This window comes from Aromatoleum tolulyticum, assembly GCF_900156155.1.
Lineage (GTDB): Bacteria > Pseudomonadota > Gammaproteobacteria > Burkholderiales > Rhodocyclaceae > Aromatoleum > Aromatoleum tolulyticum.
Window position 1 is genome coordinate 92,019 of the sequence record NZ_FTMD01000007.1, and the last position, 16,831, is coordinate 108,849.

General features: G+C 67.0%; 17 protein-coding genes. 2 read left to right on the forward strand and 15 right to left on the reverse strand.

Going from position 1 to position 16,831, the window contains the following annotated elements; all coding sequences use genetic code 11:
- Position 1: 1 nt before the first annotated feature.
- The 10 genes from BW991_RS12080 to BW991_RS12125 all read right to left on the reverse strand — a co-directional run bounded on the left by BW991_RS12080 (position 2) and on the right by BW991_RS12125 (position 9,842).
- The gene (locus BW991_RS12080; protein ID WP_076602368.1) at positions 2–475 is read right to left on the reverse strand and encodes a F0F1 ATP synthase subunit B; all 474 of its coding nucleotides are present in this window, start codon (positions 473–475) and stop codon (positions 2–4) included.
- Between the two features lie 58 nt (positions 476–533).
- Positions 534–779 (reverse strand): F0F1 ATP synthase subunit C, encoded by a 246-nt coding sequence (atpE, locus tag BW991_RS12085; protein ID WP_050414076.1) that lies wholly within the window; start codon positions 777–779, stop codon positions 534–536.
- Between the two features lie 59 nt (positions 780–838).
- Positions 839–1,669: a F0F1 ATP synthase subunit A gene (atpB, locus tag BW991_RS12090; RefSeq protein WP_076602369.1), complete on the reverse strand. Its 831-nt coding sequence runs from the start codon at positions 1,667–1,669 to the stop codon at positions 839–841.
- Position 1,670: 1 nt separating this feature from the next.
- Positions 1,671–2,012 (reverse strand): ATP synthase subunit I, encoded by a 342-nt coding sequence (locus tag BW991_RS12095; RefSeq protein WP_076602370.1) that lies wholly within the window; start codon positions 2,010–2,012, stop codon positions 1,671–1,673.
- Between the two features lie 176 nt (positions 2,013–2,188).
- Positions 2,189–3,049 carry a ParB/RepB/Spo0J family partition protein gene (locus BW991_RS12100; RefSeq protein ID WP_076602371.1) on the reverse strand — a complete coding sequence of 287 codons (861 nt, stop codon included), beginning with the start codon at positions 3,047–3,049 and terminating at the stop codon, positions 2,189–2,191.
- A 28-nt stretch (positions 3,050–3,077) separates the two neighbouring features.
- Positions 3,078–3,848 (reverse strand): ParA family protein, encoded by a 771-nt coding sequence (locus tag BW991_RS12105; RefSeq protein ID WP_076602372.1) that lies wholly within the window; start codon positions 3,846–3,848, stop codon positions 3,078–3,080.
- Positions 3,849–4,484 (reverse strand): 16S rRNA (guanine(527)-N(7))-methyltransferase RsmG, encoded by a 636-nt coding sequence (rsmG, locus tag BW991_RS12110; RefSeq protein ID WP_076602373.1) that lies wholly within the window; start codon positions 4,482–4,484, stop codon positions 3,849–3,851.
- Positions 4,481–6,412 carry a tRNA uridine-5-carboxymethylaminomethyl(34) synthesis enzyme MnmG gene (gene mnmG / locus BW991_RS12115; protein ID WP_076602374.1) on the reverse strand — a complete coding sequence of 644 codons (1,932 nt, stop codon included), beginning with the start codon at positions 6,410–6,412 and terminating at the stop codon, positions 4,481–4,483. Before mnmG ends, rsmG begins: the two co-directional genes overlap by 4 nt.
- 220 nt (positions 6,413–6,632) lie before the next feature.
- On the reverse strand, positions 6,633–8,246 hold the full coding sequence (locus BW991_RS12120; protein ID WP_076602375.1) for a YiiX/YebB-like N1pC/P60 family cysteine hydrolase: 1,614 nt from the start codon (positions 8,244–8,246) through the stop codon (positions 6,633–6,635).
- Positions 8,247–8,453: 207 nt separating this feature from the next.
- The gene (locus BW991_RS12125) at positions 8,454–9,842 is read right to left on the reverse strand and encodes a DUF805 domain-containing protein (protein WP_088179608.1); all 1,389 of its coding nucleotides are present in this window, start codon (positions 9,840–9,842) and stop codon (positions 8,454–8,456) included.
- Between the two features lie 107 nt (positions 9,843–9,949).
- Between BW991_RS12125 and BW991_RS12130 the strand changes: the two genes are divergently transcribed.
- The gene (locus tag BW991_RS12130; protein ID WP_076602377.1) at positions 9,950–11,359 is read left to right on the forward strand and encodes a rhomboid family intramembrane serine protease; all 1,410 of its coding nucleotides are present in this window, start codon (positions 9,950–9,952) and stop codon (positions 11,357–11,359) included.
- On the opposite strand, the gene BW991_RS12135 is transcribed toward BW991_RS12130, so the two are convergent.
- On the reverse strand, positions 11,356–12,657 hold the full coding sequence (locus BW991_RS12135) for a tetratricopeptide repeat protein (RefSeq protein ID WP_076602378.1): 1,302 nt from the start codon (positions 12,655–12,657) through the stop codon (positions 11,356–11,358). The genes BW991_RS12130 and BW991_RS12135 overlap by 4 nt on opposite strands.
- 186 nt (positions 12,658–12,843) lie before the next feature.
- Between BW991_RS12135 and BW991_RS12140 the strand changes: the two genes are divergently transcribed.
- Positions 12,844–13,185, forward strand: coding sequence for a zinc ribbon domain-containing protein YjdM (locus tag BW991_RS12140; protein ID WP_076602379.1), 342 nt, complete (start codon positions 12,844–12,846; stop codon positions 13,183–13,185).
- 27 nt (positions 13,186–13,212) lie between these two features.
- On the opposite strand, the gene BW991_RS12145 is transcribed toward BW991_RS12140, so the two are convergent.
- From BW991_RS12145 to BW991_RS12160, 4 genes are all read right to left on the reverse strand, one after another.
- Positions 13,213–13,941 carry an amino acid ABC transporter ATP-binding protein gene (locus BW991_RS12145; protein ID WP_076602380.1) on the reverse strand — a complete coding sequence of 243 codons (729 nt, stop codon included), beginning with the start codon at positions 13,939–13,941 and terminating at the stop codon, positions 13,213–13,215.
- Positions 13,942–13,960: 19 nt separating this feature from the next.
- Positions 13,961–14,641, reverse strand: coding sequence for an amino acid ABC transporter permease (locus tag BW991_RS12150; RefSeq protein WP_076602381.1), 681 nt, complete (start codon positions 14,639–14,641; stop codon positions 13,961–13,963).
- Between the two features lie 13 nt (positions 14,642–14,654).
- The gene (locus tag BW991_RS12155; RefSeq protein WP_076602382.1) at positions 14,655–15,392 is read right to left on the reverse strand and encodes an amino acid ABC transporter permease; all 738 of its coding nucleotides are present in this window, start codon (positions 15,390–15,392) and stop codon (positions 14,655–14,657) included.
- Between the two features lie 91 nt (positions 15,393–15,483).
- Positions 15,484–16,380, reverse strand: coding sequence for a transporter substrate-binding domain-containing protein (locus BW991_RS12160; RefSeq protein WP_076602383.1), 897 nt, complete (start codon positions 16,378–16,380; stop codon positions 15,484–15,486).
- Positions 16,381–16,831: the final 451 nt, after the last annotated feature.

The following is a 16,831-nucleotide window of genomic DNA, read 5'->3' on the forward strand; positions in this document are numbered from 1 at the left end:
CTTATTGCAGTTCCTGTTTCAGGTTGGCGAGCAGATCGGCATGCACCTGGGCGTTGATCTCGCGACGCAGGATGCGCTCGGCACCGGCGACGGCGAGGTTGGCGACCTGGTCGCGCAGGACTTCCTTGGCACGCTGCGCAGCGGCACCGGCTTCACCTTGCGCGGCTTCACGCGCCTGGGCAATGATGCGGGCGGCTTCGGCACGGGCCTCGTCGAGGACGGTCGCTGCCTGCTTCTCGGCAGCACCGCGCACATCACCCGCGGATTCGCGGGCCTTGCGCAGTTCCTCGACGACCTTCTTCTCGGCGAGCGAGAGGTCGGCCTTTGCCTTGTCCGCAGCCGCGAGCCCGTCCGCGATCTTCTTCGCGCGCTCGTCGAGTGCCTTCACGATGGGGGGCCACACGAACTTCATCGTGACCCACGCCAGAATGAAGAACACAACGAGCTGGGCTATCAGGGTTGCGTTCAAATTCACTGTTCTTGCTCCTCAGTTGTGTTCAATGAGGCCGATGGAGGCCAAATGAGCGAACCGATCAGAGCTGGAACGGGTTGGCGAAGGCGAACATCATCGCGATACCGACGCCGATCAGGAACGCAGCGTCGATCAGACCAGCCAGCAGGAACATCTTGGTTTGCAGCGCGTTCATCAGCTCGGGCTGACGGGCCGAAGCTTCGAGGTACTTGGAGCCCATGATGCCGATACCGATACAAGCACCGATAGCACCCATGCCGATGATCAGACCAGCAGCCAGCGCAACAAAACCCAGAACGTTTTCCATGACGACTCCTTAAGTAAGAGATTGAAGTTAAAAAGAAACCAGTTACGACTACAAAACGGTTAGTGGCTTTCGTGTGCCTGGCCGATGTACACCAGCGTCAGCATCATGAAGATGAAGGCCTGCAGCGCGACGATCAGTATGTGGAACACAGCCCAGATCGAGCCGGCGATGACGTGGCCGACGAAGCCGTAGACGGTGGCGGTGCCGCCGAGCAGCGCGATGAGCATGAAGATCAGTTCGCCGGCATACATGTTGCCGAACAGTCGCATGCCGTGCGAGACGGTCTTGGCGAGGAACTCGATCATCTGCATGAGGAAGTTCACCGGGTACAGCAGCGGATGGCTGCCGAACGGCGCGGTGAAGAGCTCGTGCACCCAGCCGGAGAAGCCCTTGATCTTGATGTTGTAGTAGAGGCACAGCAGCAGCACGCCGATCGACATGCCCAGGGTGCCGTTGAGGTCGGCGGTCGGCACGACGCGCAGATAGGCGTGATCGTTGTTGGTGGCGATCTGCCAGATCTTCGGCAACAGATCGACCGGCAGGAAGTCCATCGAGTTCATGAGGAAGATCCACAGGAACACGGTGAGCGCGACCGGCGCGACGAATTTGCGCGATTCGGCACTATGCACGATGCCCTTGGCCTGGTCGGCGACCATTTCGATGAGGATTTCGACGGCGGCCTGAAAACGGCCCGGCACGCCCGCGGTGGCCTTGCTGGCAGCGCGGATCAGGAAGAACAGCGCGATGACGCCCAGCGAAACCGAGAAGAACAGGGTGTCGAGGTTCCACACGCTCCAGTCGATGACCGCCTTCTGGGCGTGACCGGTGGAGTTGAGGTGGGTGAGGTGGTGGACGATGTACTCGCCTGCGGTGGGTGCTTCGGTAGCCATATTAGGTCTTCACCAAAAATGCAAACAAATTCGCCTTGAGTGCCAGGATCAGGCCGATGAAGAGGCCGCCCCAATGGACGTCTTCATAGCGCAGCCCGACCAGCACCAACAATCCCACTATCGACGCGACCTTCAGGAACTCGCCGACAAAAAAAGCCGTCACATGGCCCGACCCGCCGCGCTTGGCGACGATGTGCAGCCGGAATGCGAACAACGCACTCGGAAGCACGCAGGCCAGACCTCCCAGCGCTGCGGAGATCGCCCCCGTCGGGCCGAAAAAAACGGCCGCAATGGCCGTTGCAACGATCGTTGCGCCCAACTGCAGTAAAACCATCTTCAGCATGGATCTGCCGCCGCGCCGCGCCGTTCAGGCACCGACCGCCTTAAAAATTCCGCGAATACTAGGGGTTAACCGTAACGAAGTCAAATATGTATCGCGCTGCAGCATGCAGTCCGCGACCAGTCCTGCATCTTATACAAGATACGCAGAACTGCGTAGGGCGCGACGCTCCGGCGGAGTCAATCGAGGGGGCCGCGCAGGCGGGCGAGGAGGCCGTCGAGCTGGTCGAGGTTGCCGAACTGCAGGGTGATTTCTCCCGCCCCTTTGCGGTTGGCCTTGATGCGGACCGTCGCGCCTATGAGGTCGGCGATTTCCTCCTCGAGGCGCATGAGGTCGCGGTCGGGAGCCTGCGTCGGCTTCTTGGGGCGCGGATTGACGGTCTGCTGGACGAGCCGCTCGGTGTCGCGCACCGACAGGCCGCGCGCAGCGACCTGGTTCGCGAGCTGGATCTGGCTCGCGCCGTCGAGCGGAAGGATGGCGCGTGCATGACCCATGTCGATGTCGCCGGCCATGAGCAGTTCCTGCACCGGGCGCGCAAGATTGAGCAGGCGCAGCAGGTTGGATGCGGCCGGGCGCGAGCGGCCGACGGCGTCGGCGGCCTGCTGGTGGGTCATGCCGAATTCGTCGATGAGGCGCTGGATGCCGCTCGCTTCCTCGAGGGGATTGAGGTCCTCGCGCTGGATGTTCTCGATCAGCGACATCGCGAGCGCGGCTTCGTCCGGGATCTCGCGCACGAGGCAGGGTACTTCGGCGAGCTCGGCGATCTGCGCGGCGCGCCAGCGGCGTTCGCCGGCGATGATCTCGTAGCCGCTGCCGTCGACGGGGCGCACGAGGATGGGCTGCATGACGCCCTGGGCCTTGATCGAGGCGGCCAGTTCCTCGAGCGAACCCGGGTCCATGCGCGTGCGCGGCTGGTATTTGCCGGGCCGCAGCGCGGCGACGCCGAGGGTCTGCAGTTCGCCGACGGCTTCGTCGTCGTTGTTCGCCGCGAGCAATGCGTCGAGGCCGCGGCCTAGGCCTTTGAGTTTGGGTCGGGACATGGGCTTTGCCTGCTGGATCGTGGGCGGGTTACAGCGTCTTCACGCGGTCGATCATTTCGTTCGCGAAGGCCATGTAGGCCTGCGCGCCCTTGGCGGCGCGGTCGAAAACGACGCCGGGCATGCCGTGGCTGGGCGCTTCGGCGAGGCGCACGTTGCGCGGCACGATGGCGTCGAACACCTTGTCGCCGAAATGGCTCTCGAGCTGGGCGGAGACCTGCTGCTGCAGGGTCATGCGCGCGTCGAACATGACGCGCAGCAGGCCGATGATCTTGAGGTCGCGGTTGAGGTTGGCGTGCACCTTCTTGATCGTGTTGACGAGGTCGGACAGGCCTTCGAGCGCGTAGTACTCGCACTGCATCGGGATGATGACGCCGTGGGCGGCGCACAGGCCGTTGAGCGTGAGCATCGACAGCGAGGGCGGGCAGTCGACGAGGACGAAGTCGTAATCCGCGTCGAACTGTTTGAAGGCGTCGCGCAGGCGGTTCTCGCGGCGTTCGAGGTCGACGAGCTCGACCTCCGCGCCGGCCAGGTCGCGGTTCGCCGGCAGGACGTCGTAGCCGCCGGACGGGGAGCTCGCCCGCGCTTCGTCGAGCGTCGCAAGGCCGACGAGGACGTGATACACGGACTTCTGCAGCGCGCGCTTGTCGATGCCGCTGCCCATCGTCGCGTTGCCCTGCGGATCGAGGTCGACGAGCAGGGTGCGCTGGCCGGCGAGCTGCAGCGCGGCGGCGAGGTTCACGCAGGTGGTCGTCTTGCCGACTCCGCCTTTCTGGTTCGCGACGCAGAAGATTCGTGCCATTCAGCTCTTTTCCACGATGATCAGGTGTCGTTCGGCGCCGAGTCCCGGCACCGTCAGCGGCACGGCCTCGACGACGCGGAAGTCGGCGGGCAGGCGCGCGATTTCGTCATGAGGATACACGCCCTTCATGGCAAGGAAGCGACCGCCGGGGCGCAACAGGTGCTGCGTGAGGCCGACGAAGTCGGCGAGTTCGGAGAAGGCGCGCGAGACGATGGCGTCGAAGGGGGCGTCGGGGTGCACGTTCTCGACGCGTTCATTCACGACGGTGAAGTTTGCGAGCCCGAGTTCGATCTTCGCCTGCTGCTGGAAGCTCGCCTTCTTGTTGACGGTCTCGATCGAAGTGATCGCGAGCGCGGGATGCTGGCCCGCCGTCGCGATCGCGAGCGGGATGCCGGGGAGTCCGCCGCCCGAGCCGACGTCGGCGAGGCGTTCGATGCCCGCCAGCTGCGGCAGGACCACGAGCGAATCGAGCAGGTGATGCGTGAGGATCTGGCCGGGATCGCGGATCGACGTGAGGTTGTAGACCTTGTTCCACTTCTGCAGCAGCGCGGCGAAGGCGAGGAGCTTCGTCTGCACGTCGACCGGCAGGGTGAGGCCCATCTGGGCGAGGCCACGCTCGAGCGTCATCGCGATCATGCCAATTTCGCCTGCGCCGGCTCGTCGCCCACGGTGCCGCGGCTGCGCGCGACGAGTTCGCGGCGCTTGAGCCACACGAGCAGCAGCGAGATCGCGGCCGGCGTGACGCCCTGGATGCGGCCGGCCTGGCCGATGGTCTCGGGCTTGTGCAGGTTGAGCTTCTGCTGCACCTCCTTGGACAGACCGCGCACCTCGGCGTAATCGAGCTCGGCGGGCAGGCGCGTCGATTCGGCCTGCAGCTGCTTGGCGACCTCGTCCTGCTGACGGTCGATATAACCCTGGTACTTCGCCGCGATCTCGAGCTGCTCGATGACCTGCGGGTCGGTCTCCGGGGCCTCGGGCGCGCCGGGCAGCGTCATGAGCTCGACGTAGCGGGTGTTCGGGCGGCGCAGCAGCTCGAAGAAGCGGTATTCGCGCTCGAGCGCCTTGCCGACGACACGCTCGGCATCGGCCGCGGGCACGCGTTCGGGATTCGCCCAGGTGGCCTTGAGGCGCGCGGTTTCGCGCTCGATCGCTTCGCGCTTGCGGCAGAAGGCGTCCCAGCGCACGTCGTCGACGAGGCCCAGTTCGCGGCCCTTCTCGGTGAGGCGCAGGTCGGCGTTGTCCTCGCGCAGCGAGAGGCGGTATTCGGCGCGCGACGTGAACATGCGGTAGGGCTCGGCGACGCCGCGGGTGACGAGGTCGTCGACGAGCACGCCGAGGTAGGCCTCGTCGCGGCGCGGGCACCAGGCTTCGCGACCCTGCACCTGCAGCGCGGCGTTGGCGCCGGCGAGCAGGCCCTGCGCGGCGGCTTCCTCGTAGCCGGTGGTGCCGTTGATCTGGCCGGCGAAGAAGAGGCCGTGGAAGGTCTTGGTTTCGAGGCTGCTCTTGAGGTTGCGCGGGTCGAAGTAGTCGTATTCGATCGCGTAGCCGGGACGCAGGATGTGCGCGTTCTCGAGGCCGCGGATCGAGCGCACGACGGCGAGCTGGACGTCGAAGGGCAGCGACGTGGAGATCCCGTTCGGGTAGATCTCGTGCGTCGTGAGGCCCTCGGGCTCGAGGAAGATGTTGTGGCTGTCCTTGTCGGCGAAGCGGTGGATCTTGTCCTCGATCGACGGGCAGTAGCGCGGGCCGACGCCTTCGATGACGCCGGAGTACATCGGCGAGCGGTCGAGGTTGGCGCGGATGATGTCGTGGGTGCGTTGGTTGGTGTGCGTGATCCAGCACGGCAGCTGCGCGGGGTGCTGGGCGGCCGAGCCGAGGAAGCTGAACACCGGCACGGGGTCGTCGCCGGGCTGCTCCTGCATGACGGAAAAGTCTATGGTGCGCGCGTCGAGGCGCGGCGGGGTGCCGGTCTTGAGGCGCCCCTGCGGCAGCTTGAGCTCCTTCAGGCGCTGGCCAAGGGAGATCGCGGGCGGGTCGCCGGCACGGCCCGCGGAGTAGTGTTCGAGGCCGACGTGCACGAGGCCGTTGAGGAAGGTGCCGGCGGTGAGCACGACGGCGGGCGCCTCGAAGGCGAGACCGATCTGCGTGACGACGCCGGTGACGCGATCGCCGGCCACGGTGATGTCGTCGACGGCCTGCTGGAACAGCCACAGGTTGGGCTGGTTTTCGAGGCGTCTGCGGATCGCGGCCTTGTACAGCACGCGGTCGGCCTGGGCGCGGGTCGCCCGCACCGCGGGGCCCTTCGACGCGTTGAGGATGCGGAACTGGATGCCGCCCTCGTCGGTGGCGGCGGCCATCGCGCCGCCCAGGGCGTCGACTTCCTTGACGAGGTGGCCCTTGCCGATGCCGCCGATCGACGGGTTGCAGCTCATCTGCCCGAGGGTTTCGATGTTGTGCGTGAGCAGCAGGGTTTTCGCGCCCATGCGCGCGGCCGCGAGCGCGGCTTCGGTACCGGCATGGCCGCCACCGACAACGATGACATCGAAACGGGAGGGATAGAGCATGGCGCACCCCGGCGCGGATGAAGCGAAAGACGGGGGATTTTACGCTGTTGCAGTGCGAAAGCCTAGTGTTCCGCAAAACTGTTTCACGGAAAACCTGCGCACAAACAGCAACTTGCGTGACACATTCGTGTCCGCACAGCCCACCCGAAACGCCCGTGGCCGGGGGAGGCGGACGGCGGGGCGCCGGAAATCGTCTGTTCTTTGCGCCGCCCGTGTCCGCTCAGCGGCCGGCGAGCCTGATCACCTGCGCCTGCACGAGCCGGGCCATCGCATCGCCGCGCGCGGATTCCACCTCCTCCCCGTCGCGGTAGAGCAGCGCAACGCTGAGGGGACCGCCGCCCACGGCGCGCACGGCGACGTTGTCGGGGCTGATCGTCACGCGCCCCAGGCGCCGCTCGGTCGGCCAGTCGAGGTGCAGGTAGCTGTGATACACGAGTTCGGAGCAGACGATCCGGTCCGTCGACTCGACGTCGAAATTGAAATCGTAGCCCTTGCCCACCTGTCGCAGGGCCTGGAGGACGATTTCGGCGCGTTGGGCGGAGGAGAGCTCGTCCTGGCGCAGCAGCGCGAGGTCGTCGACGTTGAGGAAGTGCGCGAGCGTGTTCATCTCGACGCCCGAGCGCAGGGCTTCGACGACGCCCCGACCGGAACGTATCCGCGCCTGCAGGGGACGCACGACGGGATGGTCCCATATGCCGAGCTCGCGCAGTTCGGACTCGCTGCCGATCCACACGGCGACATGGCCCCAGTGGCCCGGAATGAAGGCGTCGGTGAGGCGGAACGGTGTCTTTTCGAGCAGGATGTCGCCGGCCTGCGCGGTCACCGCGACTTTTGCCAGCACCGACGGGCGCGCGTCCAGCTTGCCCCGCCGGCTCTCGACGAGGCCGACCGCATTGCCGAACAGGAGGCTGGAGACATGCACGCCCTCCTTCTTCAGGCCGACAACGGAGTCCGCCCCGAGCGTGGAGAACATGCCGAACATGTTGCCGACGAATTCGAGCGGTCGGGCATGACGGACGATGTTGCGTGACGGACTCTGGTCGATGAGCTGGCCGAGGTAGCGGAAGGCCTCGTCGCCGGTGTCCTCTTCCAGCGCGCCGGCGGGCGCATGCTCTTCGAGCCACACCAGGGCACGGCGCACGCGGGCGCGATTCTCGGGCGAGGCGAACGAGGCGGCGATGCGGTTCAGTTCGCCCCCGCGGAGCGCGAAGGCGCTGTCGGCGCGATTGAGGTGCTGACGCAGGGCCGGATCGGAACGATACAGGGAGATGACGGCAAGGTAGTTGTCATACAGCACGAGCGCCGCCGACAGCGACATCGCGATGCCGGTGGCCTGGCGACGCGCGGCCTGCGGGTCGTCGGGGACCGGCTCGTCGAGCCAGCATTCGTGGACGAGGCTGATCCGGTAGAGCGCGGCTCGCTGTTCGAGCATCGCCGCGGCGCCCTGGTTGAGGCGCTGCAGGTCCCGCCCGGAGAGTGCCTGACGGTGCGCGATCTTTTCGCGCAGCTCGTCCAGGAGGCGGATCGAACGCGCCCGCATGGTCAGCGCTTCCTCGACCAGGCCCTGGTAGGCGAGCACCTCGCGCGTCTGCGCTCGCTGCTGCTCGTCCGGAGCGCCCCCGTGGAATTCTGCGCGATGCCGGCCGCATTCCTCGCGGATTCCCAGCCGTTCCCGCTCGAAGGCGGTGCCGGGAGCCTCCGCGGACAGCCGATAGGCCAGGTCGATGTCCCGTTCGAGCGCGAAGCCGCTCGCGCAGTGCAGGCCGAGGAGCAGCCCCGCCGCTCCCAGCTTCAGCCCCAGACCGCATCCCGCCCCGATCGACCAGCCGCTCATGATTCCCGTCACTCCGTCCGTTCGCGCGGCGCCCGGCATGATGTCGCGATCACTGCGATGACGACGATGGGCGCCGCAATACAGTCGTCATATTAACGACTCCCCGCGGATTTGCCACGGGCATTGCGGCGCACTCTCGGCGCACGCGCCTGCGGGGGAACTCGTCCTCGATGTCGTCGCGGTTCCAGCTCGCCGGGGAGCCGCGCTTCATTCCTGGCGCAGTTGCCGATGGACGGCGTCGACGTCGGGATTTCCCGGAAGGACCTTGCCGTTCACTTCGAGCACCGGCAGCTGGATGCGGGCATCCCCGTTGCCCGCAACGATCGAGTGCAGGCGCTCGGCTGCGGCCTGGTCCTTGTCGACTGCATACATGGTGTAGCGCAGCCCGTTGCCGTCGAGCCACTCGCGCATGTCGTCGCAATCGGTGCATCCCGTGATCACGTAGATGTCGATGCGGTTGTTGCTGGCGTAATTCGCTTGGGAGAAGGCTTCCGTCCCCCCGGTGTCGCCGGCATGGGCGGCGCCGTCCTCGCCGGCGCTCATCGCGGCAAGGAAGCGGGCCGCGTTCTCCGGGTCTCCGGCGAGGTTGCGATAGCTCAAGGTGCCGAGTGCGAGCACGGCGGCGAGTGCGACGAGCGCCCGCCTTCCGCCACCGTCGGCAGGAACCGGGCCGTACTCGTTATCGTCGTGGTCCCCGCCGATGAACAACAGCGCGAGCGCCATCAGGCCGCCGAGCACCGGCACCAAGAGGATCAGCGACAGCCAGCCGTTGCGCCCCGTGTCGTGCAGTCTGAGGGCAATGCAGCGGACGCCATAGATCGCTGACAGGAACATGCCGAAGCCGGCGAAAGCCGCCTTGCCCGTCTTCGCCGCGAGCAGCACGAAGACGAGCCACAGCAGCGTGCTGACGAGCGAACTCGTAAAGTAGTCGAGCCTGCCCAGGCGACCCGAGAATCCGACGCCCAGCACTCCCGCCGTCGCCTCGTCCGCGGGCCGCCGCCCGCGCGTCGGGGACTGCGTGCGCGCTGCGACTTCGGCGGCACGCTGCTCGCGCGCCTCGCGCTCGAGCGCCTCCTGCGCGGCCGCATAGCGCGGCATGTCGAGGCCGCACTTGCGGCACAGGGTGCGCTTGGGCTGCGCTTCGCCGCACTTGGGGCACAGCACTTCGGCCTCGGCCCCCTGGAGGGCGGGGCCCTGCGGGAGGACATCCGGGGAAGCCACGGTCGGGCGGGCCAGGGCGAAGAGTTCGTCGGGTTGCGCAGCCGCGGTCGGCGGGGGCGCGACGGGCTCGACCGCGGGCTTGGCCTCCCGGGGCTCCCGTGCAACGACCGGCGTGGCGGGCGGAACCGGCGTCCCACTCGCGGCAGGGGGCGATTCGACGTAGGCCTCGAGGTCCAGCGCGCGCAGGCGGGCGACGAGCTTTTCGGCCACGTCCGGCGTCGCACTGCGCGAAACCGCGACGGGTTTGCCGCACAGCATGCGGTCGAGCTGCCCTTCCTGCAGCTGGAAGGCGAGACCGACCATCCCCCGCACGTCGTCGAGCGGCGCACCCGAGAGCGTGCGACCGGAAATCATCACCCTGCGATGGTCTGTCATGAGTCGAATGGAATGGCGGGTAAAGCCGGCATTCTGCCTGCAAAGAGCGCGGTCCGTGCCATGCGACCCGTATAATTCGCGGCTTCCGGCTGCTTCCCCAGGTCCCGATGCTGATCCTGCCCCTTCCCGCGCGGCCCGACTGGAGCCGCCCCCCGCTCGCGACGCTGTCGATCATGCTGCTGTGCCTGATTGCGTTCCTGATGCAGGGCGGCGACGCGGAGCGGGCCGAAGTTGCGTGGCGCTATTACGAGCAATCCGGCCTGGCCAGGATGGAAGCGGTCGCATACCGGGCCGAACTCGCCCGGCGCAACGGGAGCACGTCGACGCGCAAGGGCGCTGCCCTGCTGCGTGAGATGGAAGCCGACCGGGGCTTCATGAAAGCGCTGCGGGAGGGCCAGTTAATCACGCCTGGGAGTCCCGACTACCCGACGTGGCGGGCACAGCGGAACCATTACGAGACGCTGCGCCAACGCGTGCTGACGGAGCGCTTCGCGCTCGAAGGGCAGGACCCGCGCCCGGCGACGCTGCTGACGCACATGTTCCTGCACGGCGACATCCTGCACCTGAGCGGAAACATGGCGGTCCTGTTCGTCGTCGGCTACACGGTGGAAGCCGCCCTCGGGCCGCTCGGCTTTGTCGCCCTCTATCTCCTCGGCGGGCTGGGGGCGGCGCTGCCCGACCTGCTTCTGCCGGTGAGCGGGCACCGCTTGTCGCTGGGCGCCTCGGGAGCGATCTCGGCGGTGATGGCGGCCTACCTCGGCTTGTTCGGCCGCCGCCGCATCGAGTTCTTCTACTGGCTCGTGTTCTTCTTCGGCACGGTGCGCGGACCGGCACTCGCTATCCTGCCGCTGTGGCTGGGCAACGAGCTGCTGCAGAACTTCGTCCTCGACCGCGACGGCAACGTGAACTACCTTGCGCACTTCGCGGGCCTGCTCAGCGGCGCGCTGCTGATCGCCGGGTACCGTTGGCGCAGGCACGGCCGGAGCGCGGAGCTCGTCCATCGGCAGGACACCGACGAGGCGATCGCCGCCCTGCGCGCGCGGGCGGAAAAGCACGTCGCGACGATGCAGTTCGGGCCTGCCGCACTGCTCTACCGCAAGCTGTTCGACGAGCACGACAGCCTGGGTCCGGACCTCGCCGCCGAATACTGGCGCGTTGCCCGCCTCGCGCGACAGGGCGAGCTGGAGCACGACGCCCGCCGCCGGATACTGGAATGCGCCGCAATCCGCCCGGACTCGGCTGACGCGAAGCTGCTGGCCGAGGTGGTGGGCGGCGAGGCCGACGGCTTGCCGGTGCTTGCGTCGGCCAAGTGGGAGGCACTGACCGGGCGCCTGATCGACGCGGGCGAACTGGACGTCGCCGAACGCCTCGTGCTGCGCTTCTTCGCACGCCGCGAAAAACAGGGCATCGCGGTGCGCCTCGCCGGTCGCCTCGCACGCGCGTTCGACGCCCGGGGCCTTGCCGACCGGGCTGCCCCGCTGCGACGGCTGGTCGCTGCCCTCGAACTGCCCCGCTAGCCGGCGGCCGAGGGATTCGCGGCAGCGGCGAGCCGGTCGAGCAATTCGCCCAGGCGCAGCGCCTCCGTTGCCGCGGGGCTGTCGGGGTAGTGCTCGCGGATCGCCGCCAGCACCCGACGCGCCTGGGTCTCGTCACGCTGGTGTTCGATCAGCAGGCGGGCGCCCAGCAGATACACCGCGGGCGTGTCCGCATGGCCGGGGAAGCGCCGGTCGAAGCCCTTGATCAGCCGCGCCGCGCCGGCGTAGCGCCGGGCATCGAAGAAGGCCTGCGCGAGGGGCAGCACGAAGGCACCGAGGGGGGGACCGTACTCGGGCTCGTGCTGCCAGACGGCCTCGACGACATCGATCGCGACACGCTCCCTGCCGTTCCGCATCAACGCCGGCAGCCATTCCGCCGCGTGCCCCAGCATCGCGCGCTCCTCCCCCGGCACCGCGCACAGCAGGCGGTGCAGACGCAGGTTGGCCATCATATCGCCGGGTTTTTCCGCCAGCTCGCCGCGCGCGAGGGCGATCGCATCGGCGAAGCGGCCTTCCCTGATCAGCGCCGCGGACTCGGCGGCGCGCTGGCTAGCGGGGTCGGGACGCGCGACGGTGGCCGTCTGGCGCTCGAAGCCGACATCGACCGCCAGCCCGAGCACGTCGTGGTACTGGTACAGCGCGTAGCCCATCAGGCGGAACATCACGACCATGAAATAGGCGCCGAGGAAGCCCCCGAGCGCGCCGACGAGCATGGGCGGCACGGCCGGCACGAGCCAGCCGAGCAGGGCAGCGCTGCTCGACGACAACAGCAGCAGGCAGGCACACAGGCCCAGATAAGGCATCCCTATGCCGCGGATCAGCGCCCACAGGCGCGGCGGGGCGATCGACTCGCCGAGGTCGTTCGTCAGGGCCAGCAGCATCGTGTTCGCGGGGAGCAACAAGCCAAGGAACACGAGCAGGACCATCGCGAGATGCACGCCGCCGATGCTCGCCACGTAGGCGCTGAGGCTGAGGCCGATGGCGATGACGACGAACTGCTTGTAGGGAAGGTACTTGCCGCCGTGCCCCGGGTGCACGAGCACGTGGGCATCGTCCAGGTGGCCTCGCGCGGTGCGCTCCAGCACCTTGTAGCCGTAGCGCAGCGTCGCCACCAGCACGATGAGTTGCAGGACCAGGTTGGCGGGAAAGAAGACGGCCCCGGCCAGGCCGGCGAGGACGCCGAATCCCAGGCATGCGAGCAGCGGCTCGAGCGAGAGCGGATAGAGGAAGAAGCTGCCGAAGCGGCGCCAGTAGGGCTGGATCGGTGGTAGGGAAGGCATCGTCGAGCAGGTCGCAGGAGCACAACCCGGAGTCTATTCCACGGTCTTGCGCCAGGAACAGCGGAATATGCCGAAGTGCTTCATTCCCCGCCGGAACGGCGGTCGCCAAAGCCCCCCGAGGTTGCAAACCCTTCCCGCGACGCGGATACTCGCCCGCTTTGCTCGTCCGCGAGCCGCGAGGAAATCATGTCGAATATCCCGCCCTGCCCCCAATGCACGCTGGAGAACACCTACCCCGACGGGTCGAACTACGTGTGCGCCGACTGCGGCTACGAGTGGCCGATGGCCGAGGCCACACCGGCCGAAGACGATGCCGAGGCGGTCGTCAAGGATGCCAACGGCAACGTGCTGCAGAACGGCGACGCGGTGGTGCTGATCAAGGACCTGAAGGTGAAGGGCTCGTCGATCACGCTGAAGGTCGGCACCAAGGTGAAGAGCATCCGGCTGGTCGGCGGCGACCACGAGGTCGACTGCAAGATGGACGCGGGCAACTTCATGCTGAAGGCCTGCTACCTGAAGAAGGTGTGAGCTCGGGGCGCCGCGCGCCCCGATGTCTCAGTGGTTGAGGATCTTCGCGAGGAAGGCCTGCGCGCGCTCCGAGCGCGGCTGGCCGAAGAAGTCTTCCTTCGCGGCGTCCTCGACGATGGCGCCGCGGTCCATGAAGATCACGCGGTTGGCGACCTTGCGCGCGAAGCCCATCTCGTGCGTGACGCACATCATCGTCATGCCTTCCTGGGCGAGCTGCACCATGACGTCGAGCACCTCGTTGATCATCTCGGGGTCGAGCGCAGAGGTCGGTTCGTCGAACAGCATGCAGATCGGGTCCATCGCGAGTGCGCGGGCGATCGCGACGCGCTGCTGCTGACCGCCCGAGAGCTGGCCCGGAAACTTCGCCGCCTGCGCCTTGAGGCCGACACGGTCGAGCAGCTTCAGGCCCTTGTCGACGGCCTCGTCGCGGCTGCGGCCGAGCACCTTGATCTGCGCGATCGCCAGGTTGTCGGTGATCGTCATGTGCGGGAACAGCTCGAAGTTCTGGAACACCATGCCGACCTTGGCGCGCAGCTTGGGCAGGTCGGTCTTCGGATCCTGGACGGCGATGCCATTGACGACGATGCTGCCCTGCTGGAAGGGTTCGAGCGCATTCACGCACTTGATCAGCGTCGATTTGCCCGAGCCCGAGGGGCCGCACACCACCACCACTTCGCTCTTGCTCACCTGCGTCGTGCAGTCGGTCAGCACCTGGAAGCTGCCGTACCACTTCGAAACGTTGTTGATCTCGATCATCGTTCAGGACTCCGGAAGGTCAGCGGATGATGGCGATGTGCGACTGCAACCATTTCACCAGACGCGAAAGGGTGAAGCAGATGATGAAATAGACGACCGCCACCGTCGTGTACATCTCGACCGGGCGCAGGTCGCGCTGGGTGATCTTGTCGGCCGCGCCGAAGAAGTCGGTCGCGCCGATCGCATACACCAGCGACACGTCCTGGAACAGGATGATGGTCTGGGTGAGCAGCACCGGCAGCATGTTGCGGAAGGCCTGCGGCAGCACCACGTAACGCATCGCCTGGCCGTAGGTGAAGCCCAGCGCGTAGCCCGCACCGACCTGCCCGCGCGGTACCGACTGGATGCCCGAGCGCATGATCTCGGAGTAGTACGCGGCCTCGAAGATCGTGAAGGTGAAGTAGGCGGAATTCGCCGCGCCGACGGGGATCTGCTTGCCGGTGATCATCTGCAGCACCAGCGGCAGGATCAGGTAGAAGGCGAGAATCACCTGCACCAGCGGCACGCTGCGGAAGACGTTGACGTAGCCGGCGGCGAACCACTGCAGCGGCGCGATCGAGGACAGGCGCATCAGCGCGAGTACCGTGCCGATGAGGATGCCGCCGATCATCGCGGTGAGGGTGACCTGCAGCGTGTAGCGCAGGCCCTCGGCGAGGAAGGCCCAGTTCTGGACGATGACGGAGAAGTCGAAGTCGCTCATGTCCGGGGCCTCCTCACTTGCTGCCCTTGGTACCGACGATCAGACCCGGCACGCGCGTGCGGGCCTCGACGAAGGCGAGGATGCGGTTCATGACGAAGGCGAGGACGAAGTAGCACAAGGTCACGACGATCGTGATCTCGAGCACCTGCGAGGTCTTCTCGATGATCTGCTTGTACTGGAAGTAGAGCTCCAGGATCCCCACCGCGTAGGTCACGGCGGAGTTCTTGAAGATGTTCATCGCCTCCGACGTGAGCGCCGGCAGCACGATGCGGTAGGCCATCGGCAGGCGCACGTAGCGGTAGGTCTGCCATTCGGTGAAGCCGAGGGCGAGGCCGGCGAAGCGCTGGCCGCGCGACAGCGAGTTGATGCCGGCCTTGACCTGCTCGGCGATGCGCGCGGCGGTGTAGAGGCCGAGGCCGACGATCGCGATGACGAAGTAGGGCAGGTCCTGCTTCATCCACAGGCCGATATTCTCCGGCACCAGTTCGGGCACGACGAAGAACCACATGAAGAGCTGGACGATCAGCGGGACGTTGCGGAAGACGTCCACGTAGGCGTCGCCGAGGCCGACGAGCCAGCGCTTCGGGGTCGTGCGCATGACGCCCAGCACCGAGCCGAGGATCAGCGCGACGGCGAGCGAGGCGAGCGACACGAAGGTGGTCCAGCCGAGGCCGGACAGGATCCAGTCGTAGTACTTGAGACCGTCGTCGGTCTCCTGGAAGAAGAACATCCAGTCCCAATGGTAGTTCATGCGAACTCCCCTCCCTGGGCGGCGCGCGGGCGCCGGCTTGTTCGGATGTCGGCGCGCGGCGGCCGGGCAAGGGCCGCCGCGCGCGGGCCGCTTACTCGACGCCCTTGTCGGTCGGGTTCTGGAAGGCAGCCTTCACCGCCGGGCTCATCGCGAAGTTGAGGTTCACGTTGCGCGGCGGGATCGGGTTCATGAACCACTTGGTATACAGCTTCTCGGCCTCGCCGGACTTCATCAGGCCGGTGAGGGTCTTGTCGACCAGCGCCTTGAGCGGCGCGTCGTCCTTGCGCATCATCACCGCGTACGGCTCGTCGCGCAGCGAGGGGCCGACGATCTCGAAGTTGGCCGGGTTCTTCGAACTGGCGATGAGGCCGGCGAGCAGGATGTCGTCCATCACGAAGGCGGCGGCACGGGCGCTCTCGACCATCAGGAAGGAGTCGGCGTGGTCCTTGCCGTAGATGTTCCGGACGTCGATCGTCTTGCCCTTTTCGTTCTGCTTGATGAGCTGGTCCGACGTGGTCCCGGTGGTCGTGACCACGGGCTTGCCGTTGAGGTCGCCGATGTCCTTGACGCCGGAGTCCTTGCGCACCGCCATGCGCACGCTGGTGACGAAGTAGGCGACGCTGAAGCCGACCTGCTGCTGGCGCGCGACGCTGTTGGTCGTGGAGCCGCACTCGAGGTCGATCGTGCCGTTCTGCATCAGCGGGATGCGGTTCTGCGAGGTCACTGCCTGGTAGTTCACCTGCAGGCTGGGCAGCTTCAGTTCGGACTTGATCGCGTCGACGACCTTCCCGCACAGGTCCATCGCATAGCCGATGGGCTTCTGGTTGGCGTCGAGGTAGGAGAAGGGCACCGAGGATTCGCGGTGGCCGATCGTGATGGCGCCGGAATCCTTGATTTTCTGCAGCGTGCCGGTGAGCTGGGCATGGGCGGGCGCGGCGAGACCGGCGATGGACAGGCACAGGGCGACGGCGGTAAGAGACTTGCGCATGAACGGACTCCAATTGTGTTGGTTCGGAAATGCGGAGGACGACTCTTTAGCCCGGCGAGCACGGGTAGCCGGCGGGTGACGGCCGCCCGCGCCCATCGTAAGGCATGGCGCAGCGCGCGGGCATAGGGATCAACCCGAGTCTCCGCTCGTGCACACCGGTGCACTGCGGTGCGCAATCCGCGCGACGCGCGTCGTTCCTGCGTCGCAGGTCGGATTTACATATTGTAACCGGCGCCGCTCCGATGTCCGCGGCATGCTGCGGACAGCCGGCCGGGGGTGGCCGGGCGAACCGCGGACGGCGGTCGGTCGGCGAACGGGCGTCGGCGGGCGGCGCGGACGCGGCAGCGTACGGGCCACCCGGATGTGATATACCGATGTCGGGGAACACGTGACGGAACTCCTTCGAACGGGAGCATGCTTCAAATATAGTTCAGCGGCGGGGGCGCGCCAG